Source organism: Nocardia sp. CA-135953, assembly GCF_050955735.1.
In the GTDB taxonomy this organism is placed as follows: Bacteria; Actinomycetota; Actinomycetes; order Mycobacteriales; family Mycobacteriaceae; genus Nocardia.
In genome coordinates, this window is record NZ_CP192082.1 from 6,564,451 (window position 1) to 6,591,284 (window position 26,834).

Consider the following 26,834-nt stretch of genomic DNA (forward strand, 5'->3'; position numbering starts at 1 on the left):
GGAACCTCCATTGAAGCTGACCTCATTCGTCGAGCCATCGCTCGATCTGGTCGAGGTCCGCGACCGCACCCCATCAAGCGAGCGCCCAAAGATCACTCCGCGCTATGGCTTTCGCGCCAAACCGCGGTCAATACCTTGCCGATTTCCGCGAGCCCATCGGCGACCGTCATCCGCCAGTGAACGGTCGGCACCGCGCGATTGTCCACGGCACCGTCGACGACCTCCGCCCAGATTCCCGCGCCGATCGAACCGGTGGGATCGTCGAGCGCCGCAGTGAAATAGATGACGTCCCCGTGGAATCGAACGGGCTGGTACGCATTGCGCAGCACGACCGAATGCACGGCCGTATCCAGCACCCGGGTGAACCGGTCGGAACCGAAGGAGGCGAACGGCTCCGGCAGTTCGACCAGTCGCTCGGCGAGCTGTCCCCAGTCCACGTCGATATCGAAGCCCAGGTCACCCGCATTTTCGCCGAGCAGGCCGCCGATCAACTCGGCCACCGGCACAGGTGAGCCCGCGCCCTGCGCGCGTTCGTCGGGCGGATCGGCCATAAAGCTGTCCATCACCGCGAGCGTCGCCACTCGTTGTCCGGCTCGCTGTAGTTGCACCGCGATCTCGTGGGCGAAAACACCGCCCATCGACCAGCCGATCAGGTGATACGGCCCCTTCGGCTGGACCGAGCGGATCGCATCGACATAGATCGCGGCCCACTCCTCGATCGTGTCCGGCAGCACCGCCGGTGCGGCCAGAGTCGGCGCTTGGATGCCGTAGATCGGCCGGTCGGAATCGAGGTAGGCGGCCAGACCAGCGAACGACCACGCGATACCGGAGACCGGGTGAATGCAGAACAGCGGTTCGGCAGTACCCGTCGTGCGCAGCGGCAGCACTACATCGAAGGCCACCTCCCCCTCGACCTGCCCACCCGTCCTGCGGGCGAGCTCAGCCAGGAAGTCCGCCGGGGTCGGCGCGGTGAACACACGCATCACCGGAATCTTCTCGCCGAGAAGCGAACTCAGTCGCGCGGTCAGCTTCGTGGCGATCAGCGAATTGCCGCCGCGCTCGAAGAAGTTGTCGTCCATCCCGAATCGGTCGAGGTCGAGCACCTCCGCGAAGGCGGCCGCGACGGTTTCCTCGATCGGTGTGGCCGGTGCGCGGTACTGCCGCGCCTCGAATGCGGGTTCGGGCAGCGCGCGCCGGTCCAACTTGCCGTTCGGCGTGAGCGGCATGACGTCGAGCACCACGATGGCAGCGGGAACCATATAACCGGTGAGGAATTCGGCCACCTGGACGCGCAGCTCGTCTGGATCGATGCCGGCACCGGCGGCGGGCGCCACATAGCCGACGAGCTGATCACCGAGACGTTCGGTCGAGCGGACCAACACCACCGCCTGGCTCACGCCGGGACAGCGCAGCAGCGCGGATTCGATCTCACCGAGTTCGATTCGGAAGCCGCGCAGCTGGACTTGCTGATCACCGCGCCCGGCGTAGGCAAGCCCGGTCCGACCCCAGCGCCCGTGGTCGCCGGTGCGGTACATGCGAGATCCAGGTGCTCCGAAGGGATTCGCGACGAAACGCACCGCGGCCAGGCCCGGCCTGCCGAGGTATCCCCGGGACAGTTGAGCTCCGGCCACATAGATCTCACCCGGTGTGCCAACCGGCACCGGGTGCAGGCGCTCATCGAGCACATATCCGTCCAAGCCGGGCAGCGCGCGTCCGATCAGACTGTCCGGACTGTCCGCGATCTGCTTGTCCAGCGCCAGGAACGATACGTGCACGGTGGTTTCGGTAATGCCGTACATATTGACCAGTCGCGGCGCATCCGCGTCATGCCGCTCGTACCAGCGCCGCAACTGCCGTAGATCCAGCGCCTCACCACCGAATATCACGTGCCGCAGCGCGAATTCGCGGTCGGAATCGGCCCGATCGGCCTCGATGAGCTGGTAGAAGGCCGACGGCGTCTGGTTCAGCACCGTCACCTGTTCGCGAATCAGCAACTCGCGGAACAGCTCCGGTGCCCGTGAAGTCGCATAGTCGACCACGACCACCGAGCCGCCGGTGGCCAGCGCGCACCACAGCTCCCACACCGAGAAGTCGAACGCGAAGGAGTGGAACAGCGTCCACACATCGGTCTCGTCGAACCCGAACAGTGGCTGGGTATTCGCGCACAACTCGACCACATTGCGATGCGCGACACCAACGCCCTTCGGCACACCCGTCGAACCCGAGGTGTAGATGACGTAGGCGAGATGGTCCGGAAGCAGCGGTGCGATTCGGTCGGCATCGCTGACCGGACGGTCGTCGAATTCCGTTGTCTCTTCGAGCAATATCACCGGCAGTTCACCAACCGGCACATCGGCCCGCTGCTCCGCGGTCGTGAGCACACAGACCGGAACCGCATCCGACAGCACGAAGGCCAGCCGCTGCGCCGGATAGGTGATATCGATCGGCAGATACGCCGCACCCGCGATGAGCACACCGAGCAATGCGACCGGCAACTCTTCGGTGCGCGGAACCGCAACGGCCACCAGCGATTCCGGTCCGACACCGGCGGCAATGAGCGCTCTGGCCACCCGGTTGGCCCGCCGCCGCAGTTCAGCGAAACTCAGTGCCGTATCGCCGAAACGGACCGCCACCGCGTCGGGCCTGCGCCGGGCCTGATCGGCGATCAGTTCGGGCAGTGTCGCGGCGGGCACCCACGCACCGCGCGAGTTCCATTCGCGCAGAACTCTGGTGCGTTCATTCGGTCCGAGCAGCTCGATATCGCCGACGGTCACGGCGGCATCGGCGACGACCGCGGCGAGGATGCGGGCGAACCGATCGGCGAAGCCCTGTGCGGTCACGGCGTCGAACAGGTCTGTCGCATAGCCGAATTCGGCCAGCACGCCGTGAGTTTCACCGCGCGGGCCGATCCGCTCGTTCAGCGATAGCCGCAGGTCGACGGTGAGCGGATCCGTTGCCACGGTGTTGCCCATCGCGACTTGGAACAGCGGATGTCTGCCGGTCACCTGGACCGGGTCGAGCACCTCGACGAGTTGTGCGAACGGCACATCGGTGTACGCGCATGCGGAGGCGTCGACCGCACCGACTTCGGCCAGCAGTTCATCGAAGGTCGCGCTCGGGTCGTATCCGGTACGCAGCACCACAGTGTTGTCGAAGGTTGTCCCCGAGGATGGAATACCGGCGACGGCCGGTCCGACCGCATCGAGGGTCAGACCCGGATTGCTATCGGTACGGGGCACCACACTGTTGCCGAAGGTTGTCCCCGAGGCTGAAGTACCGGCGGCGTCGGCCGGACCGACCGCGACGCCCAGTTCATCGAAGGTTGTCCCCGATGCCTGTGCACCGATCGCGATATCGCTCGTGCCGGACAACCGCGCCAACAACACCGCGAAAGCCGCATGCGCCACCACGAATACCGAGGTATTCCTGGATGCGGCAAGCCGACGCAGTTCGTGGTGCAGGTGCACGCCGATTTGCAGCGCGACCTGCCCACCGATATACGAGGGCACGGTCGAACGCGGACGATCCATCGGCAGCGTCAACTCATCCGGCAGGCCTGCCAGCGTGGTGCGCCAGTATCGAACCTGGCTGAGTACATCGGGACCCACACCGTCCCGCACGGCGGCAACCGAATCCGCAGTGACGAATTCGCCGAGCACCGCGCGCAACCGCTGGGTCAGCGCCAGCGCCGCCGAATCCGCGACGGCATCGCGGCGGTACAGCACCTCCACCCGCAACTCGGCACCCAGTTCGGCCCGGACGGTAACCGGATAGTGGGTGTAGTCGACCGAACTCACACCACTGACCACCAGCCCATCGACGGCATTGCCCGCCTGCCGCAGGCCATCGGCGTCGATCGGATACGACTCGTAGGCAACCAGCGTGTCGAACAACTCGCTGCTGCCCGCGATCGCCTGGATGTCGGCCAGCCCGAGATAGTGATGCTCCAGCAGCGCCGCCTGCTCGCCTTGCAACACGGTGAGCAACTGCGAAACCGTTGTCGCCGAATCGAATCGGACCCGCACCGGAATGGTGTTCACGAACAGGCCGACCATCGCGTCGACGCCGTCGAGTTGCGGTGGACGTCCCGAAACGGTGACGCCGAAGACGACATCGTCACGGTCGGTGATACCGGCGACGACCACACCCCACGCCGCCTGTAACACCGTATTGACGGTGACCTCGGTCGCCGCGGCGAAGGCCGTCAGCGCGGCCGTCTCGGACGCCGACAGTTCGAATGCCGACCTGCCGAATCCATTGTCCGGCACCGCGGGTCGCACCAGCGCGGGTGCGAGCAGCGTCGGCGCGACCTTGGTCAGCGCGGTTTCCCACGCGCGCAGTGTGGCTTCGCGGTCCTGCCGCGACAGCCACGCCAGATAGTCGCGGTACGGTCGCAACCCGGGTAGCAGCGCGGTATCGCTCCTGGTCGCGTAGAAAATCAGCAGATCCTTCATCAGCAGCGGCATCGACCAGCCGTCGAGCAGGATGTGATGCGCAGTCAGTACGAGGTGGGTGTGCCCGGATACGGTGCGGTACACCGTGAATCGCAGCAGCGGCGCCAACGCGGAATCGAATCCGGTGCGCTGGTCGGCAGCGAGAAGATCGGGCAGGTCGGCGTCAGGCACCTCGGTGACCACCCGCCACGGCACCCGGACACCGTCGGCAATGAGCTGCACCGGTTTGCCGTTCGCGCCGAACGTGAAGGCGCTGCGCAGATTCGCGTGCCGGTCCAGCACCGCCTGTGCGGCGCGGCGAAGACGCTCGAGTTCGAATTCGCCCGAGAGTTCGACCGCCACCTGAATGACATAGGGGTCCACCGACTCCGCCAGCATTTCCATCAGGAACAGCAGGCCGGTTTGCAGCGGCGAAAGCGGCAGAACATCAACCAGACCGGGGTAGTTCGCCCGCCAGGTATCGAGTTCGTGCTGAGTGGTCGATACGAGCGGGACATCCGATGGTGTGAGACCACCGGCGTCCGGGTCGGCTACGTGCCCGGCTACTGCCGTGAGCGCGGTGAGCCAGTCGTCGGCGAGTTCCTGTACCGCCGCCGCGTCGAGGATTTCACCGGCGTACTTGAACACCACATCCATCCGCGGTCCAGCATCGGTATCGACGACGATCGCATTGATATCGACCACCGCCGACGCGGGCAGTGCCGGATCCTGGCCGTCGTCGAGGTCACCCAGGTCGCCGGAGGGCAGCCATCCCGGATCGGTCAACCCCGCCGATTCGCCGGTGGAAACCCGGCCCAAGTAGTTGAAGCCGATCTGCCCGATATCATCGGCCAGCGCACCGGCTGTGCCCGAATTCAGTTGGCGCAGCAGGCCGAAGCCGATGCCCCGATCCGGAACCGCGAGCAATTGCTCCTTGACCGACCGCAGCACCGCCGCGGGCTCCTCGGCAACCTCGCTCAGATCGAGCGCCACCGGGTACACACTGGTGAACCACCCGATCGTGCGCGTCAGATCGGCGCCGGGCACGGTCGCTTCTTCACGGCCGTGACCCTCGAGTCGAATCCTGGTGACCGTGGCGTCGATCCCGCGGCGCGCCCGCCAGGTCCGCACCGCCATGGCCAGCGCGGCGAGTAGACCGTCGTTGACACCGCCCCGGTACAGCGCGGGCACCGTGGTCAGCACCGCATCGGCGACATCGATCGGCACCTCGACCGTCAACTGACGCACCGTCGCATGGGTATCGACCGCGGGGTCGAGCGCACGCGAACCGAGCAAGGGATCCGGTGTCGCCAGCACAGTGCGCCAGTAGTCGAGTTCGGCTATCCGCGACGGCGAGCCCGCGACCTCCACCAGACCGTGCGCCCAACGCCGGAACGATGTTCCGACCGGCGGCAGCGCAACGGCCATCCCGGCGGAACGCTGCGCCCATGCGGTGATGAGGTCCGGGATCAGAATCCGCCACGACACACCATCGATCACATAGTGGTGCGCCGCGACGACCAGCAGATCGCGAGCATTCGACCTGCGCAGCCAACTGAACGCGACCATCCGGCCCGCAGCGGGATCCAGTGCGGCCAGCGCGGAAACCATGGCGGCGTTGCCGATTCGGTTGAGCTCGGCCTCGTCGGGAACGTCCGTCTCGGACACCAGCGCACCGAGGGTGCCCGGCGCGGCGACCTGCTGCCACCACCGGCCGTCGACCTGCCATACCCGCGCGCGCAGCATGTCGTGGTGGTCGAGTACGGCCGTGAGCGTCGCGGCCAGTCCAGTGCGATCGATCCCCTCCGGCAGCGCGAGCACGAGGGTCTGCGCGAATCGGCCGAACGAGCCGTTGTCGAGGAAGCCCGCGAGCACCGGCGTGAGCGGGATATCGCCGATACCGCCACCGGGCAGCTCGGCCAGCACCACCGGCGCGGGATCCGTGCCGAGCACCGCGACCCTGGCCAATGCGGCGACGGTCTTCTGCTCGAAGACATCGCGCGGGGTGAAGCCGATTCCGACCGCCTTGGCCCGCGAAACCAACTGGATCGAGACGATGCTGTCGCCGCCGATGGCGAAGAACGAGTCATCGGCTCCCACCAGCCGCACGCCGAGAACCTGCGCGAACAGTTCGGCGATCCGCGATTCCAGCGGACCGGACGGTGCCCGCGACACCGCGGTGGTGAACTGCGGCTCGGGCAGCGCGCTGCGGTCGAGCTTGCCATTGGTGGTCAGCGGCACCTCGTCGAGTACGACGATGGCCGAAGGCACCATATGCGAAGGCAATACCCGCGCCGCGAATTCCGTGAGCCGGTCCGCGTCGACGGCACGATCCGCCACGCGACGCACATAAGACACCAGTACTGTTGCGCCGGCGGCGGTTTCGTGACCGAGGGTGACCGCGAATTCGACATCCTCGTGTCCGCCGAGCACCGCATCGATCTCACCGAGTTCGACACGGAAGCCGCGCACCTTCACCTGGAAGTCGCTACGCCCCACATAATCCAGCTCCCATGCCCCGGCCGGAGTCGCATACCAGCGGACCAGGTCGCCGGTGCGGTACATCCGGGCACCCGGCTCGCCCCACGGGTTGGCGATGAAACGTTCCGCGGACAGCCCGGCTCGGTTGCGGTAACCGCGGGCCAGCGCGCCGCCCGCCAGATACAGCTCACCCGTAACCCCGGGCGGTACCGGATTCAGCCGCCCGTCCAGCACCAGTGCGGACATGCCGCGCACGGGCGTGCCGATGGTAATGCGCTGTTCCGCGGTCAATTCCGCATAGGACGAGATAATCGTGGTTTCGGTCGGTCCGTAGCCGTTGTAGTACCTGCGGCCGGGCTGCCACTTGGCCAGCAGTTCCGGTGTGGTGACATCGCCACCAACGGAAAGCATCTCGAGGTCGTCGAGGCCCGTCGGGTCCACTGTGCCGAGCACCGCCGGTGTGATGATCGCGTGCGTAACCCGTTCCGCGCGCAGCAGCTCACCGAGTTCGGGCCCGCCCGGCACGGTGGACGGCACGATCACCAATGTCGCGCCGACCGAGAAGGCGCACAGCCATTCCAGTACCGAAGGATCGAAGCTCGGCGCGCAGATATGCAGGAAGCGGCGTGTCGGCTCCAACCGGTACAGCTCGATCGCATGCGCGAGCAGGCCGCCGATTCCGGCGTGGGTCACCGTGACACCCTTGGGCATACCGGTCGAGCCCGAGGTGTAGATGACATAGGCCGGGTGGTGCAGACGCAGCGGAGTGATCCGGTCGGCATCGGTGATCGGCGCGGCGGATCGGTTGGCGCACCACGCTTCCGTCGTGGAATCGTCGAGCGCGAGCCACGGCACGTCATCGGGGAGGTCGCCGAGGTACTCGGTGGCGGTCAGTCCGACGACCGCGGCCGAGTCGGTCACCAGGTACCGGATCCGTTCCAGCGGATGGTTCGGATCGATCGGCACGTGTGCGCCACCGGCCTTCGCGACGGCCAAGACCGCGGCGACCATTACGTAGGAGCGCGGCAAGGCCAGCGCGACAAGACTTTCCGGGCCGACACCGCGCTCGATCAGGACCCTGGCCAACCGCGACGAGTACCGGTCGAGTTCGCGGTAACTGATCGACCGGCCCGCATACCGGACAGCGACACGGTCCGCACCATGGCGCAGTCCGCGCAACAGCAGATCGGGCAGCAGCCCACCCGCCATCACATGATCCGGCTGCACCCGGGTCAGGAATTCGACCTCGGAGTCGGCCAACAGCGGCAGATCACCCACCGGTGCTTCCGTATTCGCGACAATCGCGGTGAGCAATCGCACGAATCGATCCGCGAAGACGCGCACCGTCGCGTCATCGAAAAGGTCGCGCGCATAGGTGAACGCGGCGAACATACCCGAACCCGACTCGCGAATCGCCAGCGACAGATCGAATTTCTCGGTGATGAGATCGAAATCCACCGGGGCGACCTGCAACCCGGGCAGTTCGAACGAGGTGTCCGGCAGGTTCTCGAACGAGAGGGCCACCTGGAACAGCGGATGCCGTGCCGTCGACCGTTCCGGTTCGAGCAGGTCGACCAAACGCTCGAACGGGATGTCCGCATGTGCGAAGGCCTGTAGGTCCACATCCTTGGCGTGGGCCAGTAGCTCGGCGAAGGTGCTGTCACCCGATACCTCGGTGCGCAATACGAGCGTATTGACGAACATGCCGATGACATCGTCGAGTTCGGCCTCGCCACGTCCGGCGACCGGCGTTCCGATGGCGATATCGTCGGTGCCCGACAGGCGCGCCAGCAGTACCGCCAGCGCGGCGTGAACCACCATGAACAGGGTCGCATTGTGCTCGCGGGCCAATCGCAGCAGCGCGGCGTGCAACCGCGCGTCGATCGGGATATCGCACCGGCCGCCGACGAACGACGGGACGGCGGGCCGAATCCGATCCGACGGCAGGTTCAGCTCATCCGGCAGCTCGGCCAGCGCCTGTCGCCAATACGACACCTGCTGTCCGGCAAGGGAATCCGGATCCGATTCCGAGCCGAGTACCGCCCGCTGCCATATCGCGAAGTCCGCGTATTGCACCGGCAACGGCGTCCACGTGGGCGCGGACCCGCCAGTGCGCGCGATATAGGCCAGCATCAGGTCACGGGTCAGCGGCCCCATGGACCAGCCATCGGCACTGATGTGGTGGGCCACGAGCACCAGCACGTAGTCGCCGTCGCACCGCAGCAATTCGGCACGCACCGGCACCTCGGCGGTCACATCGAACCCGGTGCCGACCAGCTCGACGATTCGATCCGGCAGCTCGTCAAGGCTGATATCGACAACTGTCAGATCCGGAATCGCCTGTCCCACAGGGAGAATCACCTGATACGCGATCCCGTCGCGAGACGGGTACACGGTGCGCAGCACCTCGTGCCTGGCCACCACATCGGCGACCGCCGATCGCAGTGCATCGATATCCAGCGCACCGGACAGCCGCACCGCGACCGGCACGTTGTACGCGGCCGATGCGGGATCGAATTGGTTCAGGAACCACATTCGCTGCTGTGCCAGCGACAATGGCACCCGATCCGGTCGCGTACCCGCAGCCAATGCCGGTCGCCGACCTGAGCCGACCCCGTGCTCCACCCGGACCGCCAGGGCCGCGACAGTGGTCGCCTCGAACAACACCCGCACCGGTACCTGGGTATCCAGCGCAGCACCCAGGCGCGCCGCCACCTGGGTTGCGATCAGCGAATTGCCGCCGAGCGCGAAGAAGTCGTCATCGATACCGACCCGATCCGACCCGAGCACATCCGCGAACACCCCGGCGACGATCTCCTCGATCGGCGTCGACGGCGCACGGAAGACCTGGGTCTCGAACTCGGGCGCGGGCAATGCCTTTCGATCCAACTTGCCGTTGACGGTGCGCGGCAGCGCGGCCAGAACCACATAGGCGGCAGGCACCATATAAGAGGGCAGCACACGCGCGAGCGCCGACTTCACCTGTGCCACATCGATATCGACGCCCACCAGATACGCGACGAGCCGAGCACCGGTCCGCTGATCGGCATCCGCGATAACCGCCGCCTGCGCGATCTCAGGCAACGCGACCAATGCCGCCTCGATCTCACCCAACTCGATCCGGAAACCACGGATCTTCACCTGGAAGTCGGTGCGACCGCGATACTCCAGCTCACCATGCGCATTCCAGGCCACCAGGTCACCGGTGCGGTACATGCGCGTACCCGACTCGAACGGACTCGCCACGAACCGCTCTGCGGTCAGATCGACCCGCCCGAAGTAGCCACGCGCCAATTGCGCACCGGCCAAATACAACTCGCCCGAAACACCCACCGGCACCGGACGCAACCGCGCATCCAGCACGTAGACACGACTGTTCCACTCCGGCGCACCGATCGACACCGACGCCGCATCCGCATCGGTCACCCGATGGCTGGTGACCGACACCGCCGCCTCGGTCGGCCCATACAGGTTGAACAGTTCCTTCTGCGGATAGGTGTCCCGGAATCGCTGTGCCGGCCCCGCGGGCAATGCCTCACCGATGACCAGCACTCGCCGCAAGGTGAACGGCAGCCGACCGGTCAACAGCGCGTCCAGCATCGACGGCACCACATGCAGGGTGGTGACCGACTCCCGCGCCATCAGATCGTTCAGATAATCCGGATCGCGATGCCCGTCCGGGTGCGCCAGCACCGATCTCCCGCCGAATACGGCCGCCGACCAGAACTCCCACACCGACAGATCGAAGGTGGCGGCCGTCTTCAGCAGCACCGCGTCGCCAGGTCCGAGCACGAATTCGCTGGTCTTCCACAGCAATTGGTTGACGATCGCGGCGTGCGACACCGCGACACCCTTCGGCCGCCCCGTCGAACCCGACGTGAAGATCACATACGCGGTATTCGCCGCGCGCAGCGGCCTTACCCGCTCACCATCGGTGATCGGTGTCTCGGCAAGCCAACCGAGGTCGAGCCGGTCCAGTCGCACCACCGGCGCCAGCGCGGTGTCGAAACCCGCCGCCGCATTGGTCAATACGCAGACCGGTGCCGCGGCACCCAGAATGTAGTCGGTCCGCGCTGCGGCCTGGTCCGGGTCCACCGGCACATACGCGGCACCGGCCTTGGCCACCGCGTACATCGCGACAACCAGATCCACCGAGCGGCGGAAGGCGAGCACCACCCGCGACTCCGGACCGACACCGCGCGAAATCAGATGCCGCGCAAGTCGGTTCACCCGTGCATCCAGCTCGGCGTAGGTCACCGGTTCGCCGTCCGCGCCCATCAGCGCCACCGCGCCCGGTGTCGCGGCCACGGTCGCGTCCAAGAGCGACACCAGCGTCGCGGTCGCATCCACCGCATGGTCAGTCGCATTGCGAACCGACACCAGTTCGGTCCGTTCCGCAGCGTCGAGCAGTTCCAGCTCACCGACGACGGTGCGCGGTGCGGCGGCGATCTCGCCGAGCAAGCGCGCGAACCGAGCTACGAAGCTCTGAACCGTCCGCTCGTCGAACAGATCGTGCGCATAAGTGACGGCACCGCTGATCCCAGCGGGATGCCCCGTCTCGTCGTAGTGGTCGCCGATGATCCAATGCAGATCGAACTGCGATACCGCGGCATCGAAGTCCACCGCCGCGACGGTCAGTCCGGGCAGCTCCAGACTCGTCGCGGCCAGATTCTGGAACGACAATCCCACCTGGAACAGCGGATGCCGCGCCGTAGAGCGAACCGGGTTCAGCACCTCGACGAGTCGTTCGAACGGCACATCGGCATTGGCGAAGGCCCCGAGATCCGTCTCGCGCTGCCGCGCGAGCAGTTCAGTGAACGGTGCGGATTCATCGACCCGGGTCCGGAACACCAGGGTATTGACGAACATGCCGATCAGCTCGTCCAGCGCGGCCTCACCGCGACCTGCCATGGGCGTACCGACGGCAATGTCATCGGTACCCGACAACCGGGCCAGCAGTACCGCCAATGCGGCGTGCACCACCATGAACAGCGTCGCGCCCTCGGCGCGCGCCAATTCGGCCAGCGCACGGTGGGTTTCGGCATCGATGTGCACCGGAACCTTGCCACCGGCGAAGGATTGCACCGGTGGCCGTGGCCGATCCGTCGGCAGATCGAGCTGATCGGGCAGTTCCGCGAGCGCGTCCCGCCAGTAGGCGATCTGTCCGGCCGACAGAGACTCCGGATCGCTTTCACTCCCCAGCAGTTCGCGCTGCCAGATGCTGTAATCCGCGTATTGCACCGGCAGCGGTGTCCAGCCGGGCACGGAACCGGCCGAGCGTGCGGCGTAGGCGGTCATCAGGTCGCGCGTCAGCGGTCCCATCGAGGTGCCGTCACCGGCGATATGATGCACCACCAGCGCCAATACGAATTCGGCAGGCGCGTCCTCGACCTCGAACAAGCCGACCCGCAACGGCACCTCGGCGGTCACATCGAATGTCGTAGAAAGCAACTCGCGCACAGCGGATTCGAGTTGCTCGGCGGAGACCGTCCGGACCGTCAGCTCGGGAACCGACTGGTCCGCGGGCAAGATCAGCTGCACCGGCCCGGAATCGGTGTCGGGGTATACCGTCCGCAGGACCTCGTGTCGCGCAACCAGATCCGCGACCGCCGCCCGCAGCGCGGTCACATCCAGCGCACCGCTCAATCGCACCGCGATCGGGATGTTGTATGCCGCCGATCCGGTATCGAACCGATTCAGGAACCACATCCGCTGCTGCGCCGGCGACAGCGGAATGCCCTCCGGACGCGGCCCGGCAACCAATGCCTTGCGATCACCCGCCCCCGCGTGTTCCGCCACCGCGGCGGCAAGCCCGGCCACGGTCGGCGTCTCGAAAAGCAGACGCACCGGAATCCTGGCATCCAGCGCGGCACCGAGGCGCGCCATCAACTGGGTGCCGATCAGCGAGTTGCCCCCGAGTTCGAAGAAGTCGTCATCGGCGCCGACCGGCACGTCGAGCGCGAGAACGTCGGCGAACAGTTCGGCGACTACCGGCTCGATCACACCCGACGGCGCGCGGAAAGTCTTGGTGCGCAACTGCGGTGCGGGCAGCGCCCGCCGATCCAGCTTGCCGACCGGAGTCAGCGGGATCTCATCGAGTTCCATAATGGCGCTCGGCACCATATGGGCGGGTAGCTTGCTTGCGGCCAACTGGGTCAGTTCCGTCGTATCGATGGAAACACCATCGGCCGCGTGCACATACGACACCAGAATCGTCGCACCGCTGTCCTGTTCGTGACCGATGGTGACCACGAAATCGACGTCGTCGTGCGCGGCGAGCACCGCATCGATCTCACCGAGTTCGATGCGGAAACCACGGATCTTCACCTGGAAATCATTGCGCCCCAGATACTCCAGCTCCCGCTCCGCCGTCCAGCGCACCAGATCGCCCGTGCGGTAGAGCCGCGAGCCCGGCTCACCGAACGGATCGGCCACGAACCGAGCGGCGGTCAGTCCCGGTCGTTCGTGATAGCCGCGAGCCACCTGCGCACCGGAAATATAGAGTTCGCCGACGACCCGGCCCGGCACCGGCGCGAGTTCCTCGTCCAGCACATATTCGGTGATCCCGCGGATCGGCCCACCGATGGTCACCGGTTCGCCCGGCACCAGCGGTGCGCTGATATTCGTCATGATCGTGGTCTCGGTCGGACCGTATCCATTGAAGAATTCCCGGGTGCGACCATCCGCGATCGGTAATACCCAGCGCTGCACCAACTCCGGTGGACACGCCTCACCACCCGCGACCACGACGCGCAACTCGTCCAGTCCCTCGGCGGGCAGCGAGGCGAGCGCGGCCGGGGTGATGAAGGCGTGCGTCACCCGCTCCCGGCGCAGCAGTGCGGCCAGTTCCGCACCGCCGTACACCGTCGGTGCGACGACGACCATGGTCGCGCCCCGGCTCAGCGCAAGCAGCAACTCCAATACCGATGCGTCGAAGGAGGGCGAGGCGAAATGCAGTGTGCGCGAATCGGCGGTCAGCGTGTAGCGTTCGCGCTGCTCATCACAGAAGTTCGACAGCCCGGCCTGGGTGACGACCACGCCCTTGGGCGTTCCGGTCGATCCGGAAGTGTAGATGACATAGGCCGGATGCTCGGGGCGCAATTGCCGGATCCGATCCGTGTAGGTGATCGGTTCCGCCGAATATGCCGCGATGTCCGAGGTATCGATGGCGAGCCACTCCGGGCCGCCGGGCAGATCCACCGCCGCGACGGTGAGGCCGAGTGCCGCACCGGAATCCGACAGCATGTGCGCGATGCGATCGGCGGGATAGTTCGGGTCGACCGGCACGAATCCGGCACCGGCCTTGACGATCGCCCACACCGCGACAATCGAATCCACCGACCGCGGAATACCTACCGCGACCAAATCCTCCGGGCCGATACCGCGCTCGATCAGCCAGCGCGCCAAGCGGTTCGACCGATCATCGAGTTCGGCATAACTCAACTGCGCCGATGTCGCTGTGGCATCGGCGACGATCAGTGCGGCTCCGGCCGGATTGGCCTCGACGGCGGTGGTGAGCAATTGCGGCAGGGTCTTGATCCGCGGGCGTCGAGTCCGGTTGGGCCGCTCGCGATTCGGCCGCGTCATGCGCCGAACCCCTGTCGCACACCACGCGCTAACGCCAACACACCTTCGAACAAGCCGAGCATTTCCGGGACTACTTCCTAGCGTTTGTCATTACATCTCACCCCCCTGCACCGTCATCTACTCAGCTCGACACCACCGGCAGCAGCTCGTCCAACAGCACGATCTCGGCCGTTTCGGGCACCACGACCCCGGCGGTTGCGACCTCGGCGGTTGCGACCTCCGTGGCTGCGACCTCCGTGGCCGCGACCTCCGTGGCTGGGCCCTGCTCGAGCACCACCGCCCGCAGATCCGCCAGCTGGGCGGTATCGATGACGGCCAGCGCGGCTCGATCGGCGATCAGATGCGTCACCCACTCCTCGGCGAGCGACGCACCCAGGTCTTCGACACCCGGCACCACGATCAAACCGGCCCCGGTCGCACCGGCGCTCACCAGCTCGAGCAGCGTCGCCGCCGAATCGGACCGGCCGTGCTGGAAGGTGCGCGATTCGAAGGTCAGGTCGGTGCGCACGCGCAAGCGATCGGCCGCAGTGGCCAGCTCGTCGTAGCTCATCCGCACCCCGGTCGCGGCGCTGACGAGGGCCGGATCGGACCCGCTGAGCACCCCGGTCCGATTCGCGTGGTTCACCGGTCGCAGTGACTGCGCTGAGATTTCGGCGCTGGTCGCGGCATCGTCGAGGCGCAGCCATTCGATGTCGTCACCGATCGGACTCGCATCGGTGGTCAACCCGATCCGCACGGAGAGCTCATCGGGTATCGAAGACTCGTCCGCGGGCAGCAGCACCAGCGCCGCCCCCGCCTTGAGCACCGCCCACGCGGCCACCGCCCAGTCGGGACCGCGCTCCAGCCGGATCGCCACACCCGACCCCGGACCGCAACCATGCCCGATCAGCACTCTGGCCAGCTGAGACGACTTGGCATCGAGTTTCCGGTAGGGCATTTTCTCCTCGCCCCACACCAGTGCCGGCGCGTCCGGATCGTCTTCCACCGCGGCGGTCAGCAGGTGGGTCAGCTCGGTGCCATCGGTGGCGGTGGTGGCATCGCCGGCGGTGCGAACCGGATCCTGCTCGTCGACAATATCGATGCCGCCGATGCGCACGCCCGGATCGGCCACCACCGCGGTCAGAATGCACCCCAGCATGCGCCCCAGCCCACGCACCGTCGATTCCTCGAAAAGGTCTGTGGCATAGGTGAATACCGCTACCAGCTCATCCGGCGTCCCATCGGCCCGCAGGCGCGGTTCGACGACCACCTGCAGATCGAACTTCGCGACGACATCGCCTGTGTCCAACGCCGCGACGGTGAGTCCCGGCAGCTCCAGGCGCGGCTGCTCGAGATTCTGGAAGACCAGCATCACCTGGAACAACGGACGCCCCGGGGAGACCACCTCGACCACCCGCTCGAACGGCAGATCCGCATGCGCGAACGCCGCCAGATCCGTCGCACGCGTCTGCTCGACCAACTCGTCGAATGCCATGCCGCGCTCGACCGATGTGCGCAGCGTCAGCGTATTGACGAACATGCCGACCAACTCGTCCAACGCCCGCTCACCGCGCCCGGCGATCGGTGTGCCGATGGCGATATCCGCACCACCCGACAGTCGGGCGAGCAGGACGGCCAGTGCCGCGTGCACCACCATGAACACTGAGGATCGATGCTCACGCGCGATCCGAACGAGACCCTCATGCACCTCGGCGGGCACGGACCAGCCGACCGATGCGCCACGCCCCGACGCCGCCACCGGACGTCGACGATCCAGCGGCAACACCGGTGCGCTCGAAAGTCCGGCGAGCTGCTCGCGCCAGTACGCCAATTGCCCCGCGGCCACCGAGTTCTCGTCGTCATCGGTGCCGATGACCTCGCGCTGCCAGAGTGCGAAATCCGCGTACTGCACCGGAAGCGGCGACCAGCCGGGGGCCGCACCGCCCACGCGAGCGAGATACGCGGTCACCAGATCCCGAGCCAATGGGGCGAGCGAAGCACCGTCGGCCGAAATATGGTGCACCACGACAACGAGCACGTACTCGTCCCCGTCGGCCAATAGTCGAGCCCGCACCGGAACAGCTTCGGTCACATCGAATCCGGCCGACGCCAGCTCGACGACCCGACCGAGCACATCGGTGGTGGTCTCGACCTCGAGCCCATCGGGCAGCACCTCGGCGGCAGGCAGAATCTCCTGGTACGCCTGCCCACCGGTACCCGCCGTGGGGAACCGGGTGCGCAGCGCCTCGTGCCGCACCAACACGTCCTCGACGGCCAGGCGCAACGCCGCGACATCGAGTTCGCCGGTCAGCCGGAACGCGAACGGCAGGTTGTATGCCGGAGATTCCGGATCGATCCGATTGAGTACCCACATCCGTTGCTGGGCAAGGGAAAGCGGCACCTGCTCCGGGCGCTCGACCTTGGTCAGCGGTACGCGCGCGGCGGCGGCACGGCCCGCACCGGGGGTGATTCCGGCGGCGAGTGCGGCGACGGTCGAAGTCTCGAACAGATCACGCACGGCGACATTCGTATCAAGCGCATCGTTGATTCGCGCAACGACCCTGGTAGCCAGCAACGAATTACCGCCGAGTGCGAAGTAGTCGTCATCGAGGCCGATCCGCTCGATGCCCAGAACCTTGGTGCCCAGTACCTTGATGCCCAGCACCTCGGCGAAGACGGCAGCGACGATCTCCTGCGTCGGGGTGATCGGAGCGCGGAATTCGCGTGCGGTGAAGGTCGGCGCGGGCAGTGCCTTGCGATCCAGTTTGCCGCTGGTATTCAGCGGGAAGGCATCCAGCACCACAATGGCGGCTGGAATCATATATGCCGGAAGCACTTCGGCCACCGCGGTCCGCAAATCCTGCGGCTCGACCTGCCGCCCCGGCCGCGGCACCACGTAACCGACCAGTTGATCACCCGACTGCACAACCGATGCCGCGGCTTGGCTGACCGAAGGCTGGGCGAGTAGCGCGGTCTCGATCTCGCCGAGTTCGATGCGCTGACCACGGAACTTCACCTGGAAGTCGCTGCGGCCCAAGTACTCCAACCGGTGCGGGTGCTCGCGCCACACAACGAGATCACCGGTGCGGTACATCCGCGCCCCGGCGGTGAACGGGTCGGCGACGAAGCGATCCGCCGTGAGATCCGGTCGGGTGACATACCCGCGCGCCAACTGCGCCCCAGCCAGATACAGCTCGCCGACCACCCCGGCGGGTACCGGCCGCAATCGCGAATCCAGCACGTAGACCTGCGAATTCCACTGCGGCAGGCCGATCGGCACGGTGGTCTGCTCGATCGCGTCTGCGCGCCATGCGGTGATCGACACCGCCGCCTCGGTCGGGCCGTACAGGTTGTGCACGGCCGCATCCGACACCGCACGCAGCGCGGTCACCGTCTCCGGTGGCAATGCCTCGCCGATCACGAAGATATCGCGCAGGGTCGGGCAGGACCCGGGCGTCAGATGTGCGGCGAACACTGTCAACATCGACGGCACAAAGTCGGTGACGGTGACCCGCTGCGTGGCAATCGTTTCCGCGAGATACACCGGATCGCGATGCCCGTCGGGCGTGGTGACTACCAGCTTCGCACCCGCGCGCAACGGCATGAAGTACCCCCACAGGGATACGTCGAATGTGGTGGCGGTCTTCTGCAGATACACATCATCGGGACCGAGCGGGTAGTGGGCGAGCATCCACTCGATCTGGTTGTTGATGGCCGCATGGGTGACGGCAACACCTTTCGGGCGACCGGTGGAGCCCGAGGTGAAGATGACGTAGGCCGGATTGTCCAGCGAAACCGGTCGCAGCAATTCCGTCGGCAGCACCGGATCTCCCGAGAACGCCGACAGCTCAGCGGTATCCAGGTACACCACCGGCACATCGCCCGTCGACACGGCATCGGCCGTCGTGGTCAGCACACAGACGGGCGCGGCGGTATCGAGAATATGCGCGATCCGCTCCCCCGGATGATCCGGATCCAACGGCACATACGCACCACCGGCCGTCACAATCGCATACATGCCGACGACCAGGTCGATCGAACGCCGAACCGCCAGTCCCACCAGGGCTTCCGCACCCACGCCCCGCTGGATCAACAGCCGCGCGAGCCGATTGACCCGCTCGTCGAATTCGCGATATGTCAGCGTCGCGGAGCGACTCGATGAGGGGCGGTGGTCGGGCGACGGGTGGGCCAGCTCGGTCCCGTCGAAGGCCACTGCGACCGCATCCGGATAGGCGGCCACAGCACGGCGATATCCGTCGAGCAGCAGTTCCGGGACGACCGGGTGCGCGGTGTCGTTCCAGTCCCGCAGCATCCGCTGCCGCTCGGTGGGCGCGAGCAGCTCGAGCTCCCCGACCACCAGGTGCGGATCCGCGGCCACCGCGCCGAGCACCCGATTCAGGCGCTGCGCGAAACCCGCCACCGTCGCCTCGTCGAAGAGGTCGGTGGCATAGGTGAACGATGCCGCGAGACCGTTCGCCGCACCATGGTCCGCGCGCGGCACGACGGTCAGCTCGAGATCGAACTTCGCCTGCACGACGCCCAGATCGATGCCGGAAATGGTGAGGCCCGGCAGCTCCAATTCGGGCCGGTCCATGTTCTGGAAGGTCAGCATCACCTGGAACAGCGGATGCCGCGCCATCGAACGCACCGGATCGAGCAGCTCGACCAGTCGCTCGAACGGCACATCCGCATGTCCGAAGGCCGCCACATCGGCCCGCCGGAAGTTGCGCAGCAAATCGTCGAACGATAGTTCGGGGTCGACCTCGCCACGCAGCACCAGCGTATTGACGAACATTCCGATCACATTGTCGAGTGCGGCATCCCCACGACCGGCAACAGGGGTTCCGACGGCGATATCGGTGGTCCCAGCCAGCCGGGACAGCAGCACCCCGAGCGCCGCGTGCACCACCATGAACAGCGTCGAATGATGTTCGCGGGCTATCCGTTCCAGCGCCGTATGCACCTCGGCATCGATCTCGAAGGCGAACACGGCGCCGCGGCTGGACAGCACCGCCGGACGCGGCCGATCGGTGGGCAGCGCCAATTGCTCGGGCAGTCCGGCCAATTCGGTGCGCCAGAACGCGATCTGCTGAGCCAGCAGCGAATCCGCATCGTCTTCCGCACCGAGCACCGCCCGCTGCCAGATCGCGTAGTCGGCGTACTGCACGTCGAGCGGCTGCAGCTGCGTGCCCGCACCGACCGACCGAGTCGAATAGGCGGCCATCAGATCCCGCGCCAGCGGTCCCATGGAGAAACCGTCGGCCGCGATGTGGTGCACCACGCACACCAGTACCTGCTCGGTTTCGCCGAGCCGCATCAGACGTAGTCGGATCGGCGGCGCGACGGTGACATCGAAACCGGCGACGGCCGCGGCGATGACGAGCTCGGGCAATTCGGCCGTACTCGCGGACACGATCTCGAGCTCCGGCACCGCACGGGCATCATCGATCGGCAATATGACCTGGATGCCCTCGCCATCGATCTCCGGATACACCGTCCGCAGCACCTCGTGCCGCGCCACCAGGTCGCGCGCCGCCGCACACAGCGCCTCGACGTCGAGCGCCCCGGACAACCGCACCGCCAGCGGAATGTTGTCGATACCGCTGGTCGGATCGAAGCGGTTCAGGAACCACATGCGCTGCTGCGCGTAGGAGAGCGGAATCCGATCCGTGCGCGATTGCGCGGTCAAGGCATGTCCCGCGGCCGCGAGTACTGTCACCCGTTGAGCGAGTTCGGCGACTCCGGGGGCCTCGAATACCAGCTGCACCGGCACCCGCCCGCCCAGCGCGGTACCGATGCGCGCCGCGGCCTGCGCGGCCAGCAGCGAGTTGCCGCCGAGTTCGAAGAAGTCGTCATCGACACCGATATCCACACCGTCGGCGAGCAATAGCGCCGCGTACACCTCGGCGACGACCTGCTCTTCCCGCGTGGACGGCGCACGGAACGCACGCGCCTGGAAAACCGGATCGGGCAGCGCGTCACGATCCAGCTTGCCCACCGGCGTCAACGGCAGTTCGTCGAGCACCACAATGGCGGTGGGCACCATGTACCTGGGCAGCGAACGCTCCAGTGCGGCAACGAGTTCGGCGGTATCCACGACGGCACCGCTGCGCGGCAGCACATACGAGACGAGCGCGGTCGTACCCGAAGGCAATGTCTTGCCGAGCGTGGCCGCGAAATCCACATCCGGATGCGCGGTGAGCGCATTATCGATCTCCCCGAGTTCGATACGCAGACCGCGTATTTTCACCTGGAAATCGGATCGGCCCAGGTATTCCAGCACGCCGGTTTCGTTGCGCCGCACCAGATCTCCGGTCCGGTACAGCCGCGCGCCCGGCGCGCCGGCCTCCGCCCCGAACGGGCTGGCCACAAACCTTTCCGCGGTCAGTCCGGGCCGTCCGAGATAGCCCTGCGCCAGCGCGGGTCCGCCCAGATACAACTCGCCCACAACACCCGAAGGCACCGGCCGCAAACGCGAATCGAGCACAAAGGCCCCGACTCCGGCGACGGTGCCGCCGAGGGTGACCGATGCGCCGGGTTCCATCTGCCCGGTCGTGACCATGACCGTGACCTCGGTCGGACCATAGGCATTGAAAACGGCCCGCCCGTCCCGCGCCCAGCGCTCGACGAGTTCGGCGCCGAGCCTGTCGCCACCGGCCACCACGGCCCGCAGTTCGTCCAGCCCGGCCGAATCGACCGATTCCAGCGCACCCGGGGTGATCAGCAGATGGGTAACCCGTTCCCGGCGCAGCAGGTCCGCGAGCTCGACACCACCGAACACCGTCGGCGGCGCGATCACCAGCGTGGCCCCGGCAGCGAACGTGAAAAGCATCTCCATCAGCGAGAAGTCGAAGCTCGGCGAACTCAGGTGCGTCACCCGCGAATCACCGGTCAGTGCATACCGCTGACCGATCGCGGCCAAACCGGCCAAACCGGAGTGCGTGACCACGACGCCCTTCGGCCGTCCGGTGGAACCCGAGGTGTAGATGACATAGGCCGGATGCCGCTCGTCCAGCCGACGCACCCGATCGGCATAGGAGACCGGCCGCTCCGGCTGCGCGGCGATTTGCGCGGCGACAACGGGATCGTCGAGTTCGATCCAATCGACCGATGTGCCGAGCGCCGCGCGATGCGCCGCAGTGGTCAGGCCAAGCGCAGCGCCGGAGTCCGACACCATATGCGCGATCCGCTCCGCGGGGTAGGCCGGATCCACCGGGACATAGGCCGCACCCGTCTTCGCGATCGCCCACACCGCGAGGACGGACTCGACCGATCGCGCCAGCGCAGTGGCGACAATGTCGCCGGGGCCGATGCCGCGTGTCACGAGTTCCCAAGCCAGCCGCGAGGACGCCGCGTCGAATTCGCGATAGGTCAACTCGCGCTGGTCGGCCGGATCACCGGTCGGGTTGAAGCGCACGGCAACCGCATCGGCGGCGGATTCGACGGCGGCGGTGAGCAGTTGACCGAAGAGTGGGGTGCCGGCTCGGCGCCGACGGTTGGTCCGAACAGATCGACTCGCCCTATCCATTCCCAACCATTCGCCTTTCACATTTAGCACATGGCAGGGTCGAACAACCGCACACGGAATTCCGCCGCCGCATTCGCTCCTGCGCAACGCAATCGGGTAATCGTCTTGGCGAGAGCTAACTATCCGCGAATACGGAGTGCGTGGCGCTGGCTCCGAATCCGTTGTGACACAAGCCCTCAAACATCCCGGGACACTGATCGTTCAGCATTCGTCCCATGTTGTCCACTCGAGCGTTCACTTGCTCGAGCTATAGCCATCCTCGCCTCGTCGCCTGCACGCCCGCCTGGAACCGGGTGCTTGCGCCGAGCCGCTCCAGCAGCCGCGCCGTACGCCGGACCACGGTTCGACGGGACATGCCGAGTCGGCGAGCGATGGTGTCATCGGTCGCACCCAGGCCCATCAGAGTCAAAATCGCCTTATCCCTCTCGTCGAGCTCGTCGGCGGCCGGGTTCACCGAAATCGGCGCCGCCAGCGACCACAGCACATCGAAAGTCTTGACCAGCAACCGCAATCCCGGCGATCCGGTAATGCGCAGACCCATCGGATCCGGGCGGCGCTCGTCCGCGTGCAAGACCAGGCTCGCGCGCTCGTCATCACTGATGATCAGCTTGAACGGCGGCTCTGGCAGAGTGCGCGCCTGTGCCCCACTGGCATTGGTGGACAGCGCGTGCCGCAACCTTTCCGCATCCTGATAAATAGTGTCCTGATATAGCGTCTGGTAGCGGATGCCGTCACCGATCCGAGAGCGCTTGAGCAGGAACAGCTGTCGCTCGCGTTCCGGATCGCTGAGATAGGGACCACGTTCGATCACCTTGACCGTGTTGCGGGCCGAGGTCTGGACCTCCTCGAAATCCGCGAGCATCTCCAGGCGTTCGAAGACCGGCACGATCGCGCCATTGGTGCGCGGTGAGCGGCGCACCGATCGAAACGTCTCGCTCAGTCGCGCGGCCGCGGCGTGCATCTGGTTGATCTCGTGCTGCCTGCGCCGCGCCTCGGCTTCGGACAGCGATTCGGGGGCGTGCGCATCCCAGATGGCCTCACCATCGTCGGACAGCTGACTCACCGCGGCCTGCAGGTCGGTCAATACCCGCAGCGATGCGGCGGCGGTTTCCTTCGAGACGCCCAGATATTCGGCGACCTCGCCCAGGCTGGATCGCGGATGGTGCACCAGCACGGCGTAGGTCCGCCCATGCGGGGATCCAGGCTCGAAGATATCGCCCAGCGCTGTCATCGCCTGAGCCTAACGACCGTACGGTCCCGACGGGGCCCCCGTCGGAATATCAAGCCGGGCAAGAAAATCAGTGCGCCGACGGGCCCCACTGCAGCGGGACACCCTTGGCTGCCAAGTACGGCATCGGGTCGACCTTGTTGCCGCCCTGATCCCAGATCTCCAGGTGCAGATGCGGTCCGGTCGAATTGCCGCGGTTGCCGACGGTGGCGATGACATCGCCCGCGTTCACATGCTGCCCGGCGTGTACGAACATCTCGTTGACGTGGCCGTAGACCGCAATAGTGCCGTCGTCCTGCTGGATGCGCACCCACAGGCCGAAGCCGGAGGCCGGGCCCGCCTCGATGACGGTGCCGCTGCTCACCGAGTGGATCGGCGCGCCGAGCTGATCGGCGAAGTCGAGACCGTAGTGGAACTCACCCCAGCGGGAACCGAATCCGGAGCTGATCTCACCGGCGACCGGACGCACCGCGGGGGCAGGGGCGAACTGCTGCTGCGCACCCTTGAGGACCTGTTCGACCTGGGCCAGCGGGCCCGCGATCTCCGGCGGCAGGTTGCTGATGCCGAACGGATTGGCCACCGCGTCCGCGATCGGCGCGGCCACCGGAGTGGCTGCGACGGCCTGCGCGGCTTCGGCGACCGGGGCCGCGGCCTTGGCCTCTTCGACAGGTAATTCCGCCGTGCCCTTGAACGTGATGGGCGCGGCGGCTTCCTCGTCGCCGTCGTGCGCACCCGGCAGGAGCGGGGCGGCAATGGCGGGCGCGACCTGGGCTGCGGTGCCGATGAGAGCGCCGGTCGCGACGGCGACACCGGCCGCGATCTTCACCCGGTCGGTGGTCGACGGCTCGGCGCGATGCCGCGCCGGCCGACCCGCAATGCCGTCGCCGATGAGGCTCATGACGGTGATGGAACTGGGGCCTACCCGATGCTGCGACAAAGCTGGTCCTTGCGCTCGACCTACAGTGACTCGACGGATGCCGAAGTTTTGTAACGTTTCGGCATCCGTTGTGACGGGAACTCTACCCCGTCGTGACCATTCCGCAACCTTATCGACCGAAGTCCCTGTTTAAGGCCTGGTCAGACGCGCGGGGCGGCATCACGACGCTGACCCTTTCGAGCGACCTGCAAGCAATCGCGAGCGGCGACCGATGCGCCACACTAGGACCGTGATCCTCAACGAGTTGAGCGTTCCGATCGTGCTCGCGCCGATGGCGGGCGGGCCGTCCACACCGGAGTTGACGGCGGCGGTCTCCGCGGCGGGCGGCCTCGGCCTGCTGGCCGCCGGATACCTGACCGCGACCGATACCGCGGCGCGACTCGCGGCCACCCGCGAACTGACCACGGCGCCGTTCGGCGTCAACCTCTTCACCCCGGGCCCCGCCGCCGCGCCCGAGGATTTCGCCGACTACCTCGCCGAGTTGGGGCGCGCCCACGAGGTCGGCGTCCCGAAGTACGACACAGATGAATGGGACGCCAAGCTCGAGCTGCTCATCGATGCGCCGGTAGCGGTGGTCACCTTCACCTTCGGCTACCCGAGCGCCACCGAGGTCGCCCGGCTGCACGAGGCCGGTTCGGAAGTCTGGGTGACGGTCACCTCGGCGGCCGAGGGCCGCATCGCGGTCGAGGCGGGTGCCGATGTTTTGATCGCCCAGGGCGCGGAGGCGGGTGGGCATCGCGCCACCTTCATCGATCGCGTCGCGGATGACGCCACCGATCCGCTCACCTTGCTCGCACTGCTGCAGATCCTCAACGCCACCGTCGACCGGCCGATCGTGGCGACCGGCGGCATCACCACGGGGGCAGGCATCGCGGCAGCACTCGCGGCCGGCGCGGCGGCCGTGCAACTCGGGACCGTCTTCCTGCGCTCACCGGAAGCGGGCACCAATCCGGTGCACCGCGCCGCGCTCGGCGCCGACACCCCGACCATGCTGACGCGCGCCTTCACCGGCCGCCGGGCGCGCGGCCTGCGCAATCGGTTCATGGACGAACATTCCGCGACAGCACCGGCCGCCTATCCGGAAATCCATTACGCCACAGCGCCGTTGCGGGCCGCCGCACGAGCGGCGGGCAATCCGGACGATGTGAACATGTGGGCTGGCCAGACCCACACGCTGGCACCTGAGCTACCCGCTGGTGAACTGGTCCGCACCTTGGCCGCTGATGCGAAAACCGCACTGACCACAGCACTTTCGGGACGAATCCAGTCTTGTTGACAACAGTTTCCGTTTAGAATCGAGGGGCATCGCAACAGCAATCCAGGTCAGGAGAGCGCTATGTCCCTCGATGTTCCCACCGCCCTACTCGAACGCGCCGAACGCGGCGAGGTCGACGACGCCGACTTCGTCGAGGTCGTGCGAGTCTCGCTCCCGTATGCCTGGGAGGTCGTCAGCCGGGTGGCCGATGAGCTGCATTCCGGCACAGCCGAATTCGCCGACAATGTCGTCGCGCCGCCCGATGAGGTGGCCCGTGGACAACTGCTGCGCGCCATGGCCTCCGACGCCATCCGCGGCGGCCTGGAACGCCATTTCAACGTGAAGCTCGCCTTCCAGAACTGCCACCGCGTCGCGGCCTTCCCGATCGCCGCTGTCGGCGGCGAAACCTACACCACCTTCATCGGGACTCGTGCCCAACTGCTGAACCAGAACCCCGAACTACGCAACTGCTGAATCAGTTCACAGGTCGGCGCGGTCGAGATTTCGGTCGCGCCGACCTGCGTGTGGTCAGATGGCAGTGGACGCTGGATCCCGTGCAGTGATATCTCGAATTGCTACTGACAGATCAAGGGTTCCGATGGCACGAAGAGTGCCCGACCTCGACGATGATGCCCGCACTGAAGCAGCAAGGTATCTGGAGCAAGGTATTTGGGCACCAACACGAAGAACGACACGGTGAACGCGGCCTCCGTGAGATCGTCGACCGCCGACGCCGCGAGGCCGCCGTGCAGCGCCTGCGCCAAATGGTCGACTCCGGCGAGATCGACTTCTCAATCCTCGAATCGGAACAGCGTCACACTTGATTCGGCGCGTAGTGTGAGGGCGCATGAGCGGCAACGATCTTCGCGATGAGATCGATCGGCGGCTGAATCCCTGGCTGCCACAACTCGGCTCGGATCGCGGTGCGTACACCAACCATGTGCTGCGGGTGCTGGAGCTGTGCGATCTGCTCGATGGTGGCTCGAGCACCTTGCCGAGCACCCGCGAGGAGTTCCACACCGCCGCGGCGTTCCACGATCTGGGCATCTGGACCGCGGGCACCTTCGACTACCTTGCGCCGTCAGCCGACCTTGCCCTGCAATGGCTCGACCAGATAGATCGCCCCGACTTGGCGGACCAGGTCGTCGCAATGATCGACGAGCACCACAAAATTCGGTCAGCGGGCACCGCCACGGACCCGATCGAGATCTTCCGCCGAGCCGATGCGATCGATGTCGAATACGGCCTGCTCGGACGCTTCGGAATACCTCGCTCCACCTACCGCGAACTCACAAAGCGTTACCCCGACAAAGGCTTCCACCGCCGGTTGATCCAGCTGGCCGCCGAGCGAATCCGGACACACCCCACGTCACCACTGCCGATGCTGAAGTGGTGACGCGGGGTTT

Annotated in this window: 8 protein-coding genes; 4 read left to right on the forward strand and 4 right to left on the reverse strand. The window is 66.5% G+C overall.

The window, feature by feature from the left end:
- Positions 1-92: 92 nt before the first annotated feature.
- The 4 genes from ACQPXH_RS29970 to ACQPXH_RS29985 all read right to left on the reverse strand — a co-directional run bounded on the left by ACQPXH_RS29970 (position 93) and on the right by ACQPXH_RS29985 (position 24,134).
- On the reverse strand, positions 93-14,501 hold the full coding sequence (locus tag ACQPXH_RS29970) for an amino acid adenylation domain-containing protein (protein WP_433599792.1): 14,409 nt from the start codon (positions 14,499-14,501) through the stop codon (positions 93-95).
- A gap of 121 nt (positions 14,502-14,622) precedes the next feature.
- On the reverse strand, positions 14,623-22,008 hold the full coding sequence (locus ACQPXH_RS29975; RefSeq protein WP_433599793.1) for an amino acid adenylation domain-containing protein: 7,386 nt from the start codon (positions 22,006-22,008) through the stop codon (positions 14,623-14,625).
- A 247-nt stretch (positions 22,009-22,255) separates the two neighbouring features.
- Entirely contained in the window at positions 22,256-23,239 is a 984-nt protein-coding gene (locus ACQPXH_RS29980; protein WP_433599794.1) for a DNA-binding response regulator, read from the reverse strand.
- A 67-nt stretch (positions 23,240-23,306) separates the two neighbouring features.
- On the reverse strand, positions 23,307-24,134 hold the full coding sequence (locus tag ACQPXH_RS29985; protein ID WP_433599795.1) for a M23 family metallopeptidase: 828 nt from the start codon (positions 24,132-24,134) through the stop codon (positions 23,307-23,309).
- Positions 24,135-24,384: 250 nt separating this feature from the next.
- Between ACQPXH_RS29985 and ACQPXH_RS29990 the strand changes: the two genes are divergently transcribed.
- The 4 genes from ACQPXH_RS29990 (at position 24,385) to ACQPXH_RS30005 (ending at position 26,824) form a co-directional block, all read left to right on the forward strand.
- Complete coding sequence (locus ACQPXH_RS29990; protein ID WP_433599796.1) at positions 24,385-25,449, forward strand: nitronate monooxygenase; 1,065 nt, start codon at positions 24,385-24,387, stop codon at positions 25,447-25,449.
- 60 nt (positions 25,450-25,509) lie between these two features.
- Positions 25,510-25,902 (forward strand): SCO5389 family protein, encoded by a 393-nt coding sequence (locus ACQPXH_RS29995; protein WP_433599797.1) that lies wholly within the window; start codon positions 25,510-25,512, stop codon positions 25,900-25,902.
- A 152-nt stretch (positions 25,903-26,054) separates the two neighbouring features.
- Positions 26,055-26,252, forward strand: coding sequence for a hypothetical protein (locus ACQPXH_RS30000; protein WP_433599798.1), 198 nt, complete (start codon positions 26,055-26,057; stop codon positions 26,250-26,252).
- Between the two features lie 23 nt (positions 26,253-26,275).
- Positions 26,276-26,824 (forward strand): hypothetical protein, encoded by a 549-nt coding sequence (locus ACQPXH_RS30005; protein WP_433599799.1) that lies wholly within the window; start codon positions 26,276-26,278, stop codon positions 26,822-26,824.
- Positions 26,825-26,834 lie beyond the last annotated feature (10 nt).

Bases quoted from the DNA above. Each gene is read 5' to 3' on its own strand.
- ACQPXH_RS29970 (WP_433599792.1), bottom strand. From the start codon at position 14,501: ATGACGCGGCCGAATCGCGAGCGGCCCAACCGGACTCGACGCCCGCGG.
- ACQPXH_RS29975 (WP_433599793.1), bottom strand. From the start codon at position 22,008: ATGGATAGGGCGAGTCGATCTGTTCGGACCAACCGTCGGCGCCGAGCC.
- ACQPXH_RS29980 (WP_433599794.1), bottom strand. From the start codon at position 23,239: ATGACAGCGCTGGGCGATATCTTCGAGCCTGGATCCCCGCATGGGCGG.
- ACQPXH_RS29985 (WP_433599795.1), bottom strand. From the start codon at position 24,134: ATGAGCCTCATCGGCGACGGCATTGCGGGTCGGCCGGCGCGGCATCGC.
- ACQPXH_RS29990 (WP_433599796.1), top strand. From the start codon at position 24,385: ATGCGCCACACTAGGACCGTGATCCTCAACGAGTTGAGCGTTCCGATC.
- ACQPXH_RS29995 (WP_433599797.1), top strand. From the start codon at position 25,510: ATGTCCCTCGATGTTCCCACCGCCCTACTCGAACGCGCCGAACGCGGC.
- ACQPXH_RS30000 (WP_433599798.1), top strand. From the start codon at position 26,055: ATGATGCCCGCACTGAAGCAGCAAGGTATCTGGAGCAAGGTATTTGGG.
- ACQPXH_RS30005 (WP_433599799.1), top strand. From the start codon at position 26,276: ATGAGCGGCAACGATCTTCGCGATGAGATCGATCGGCGGCTGAATCCC.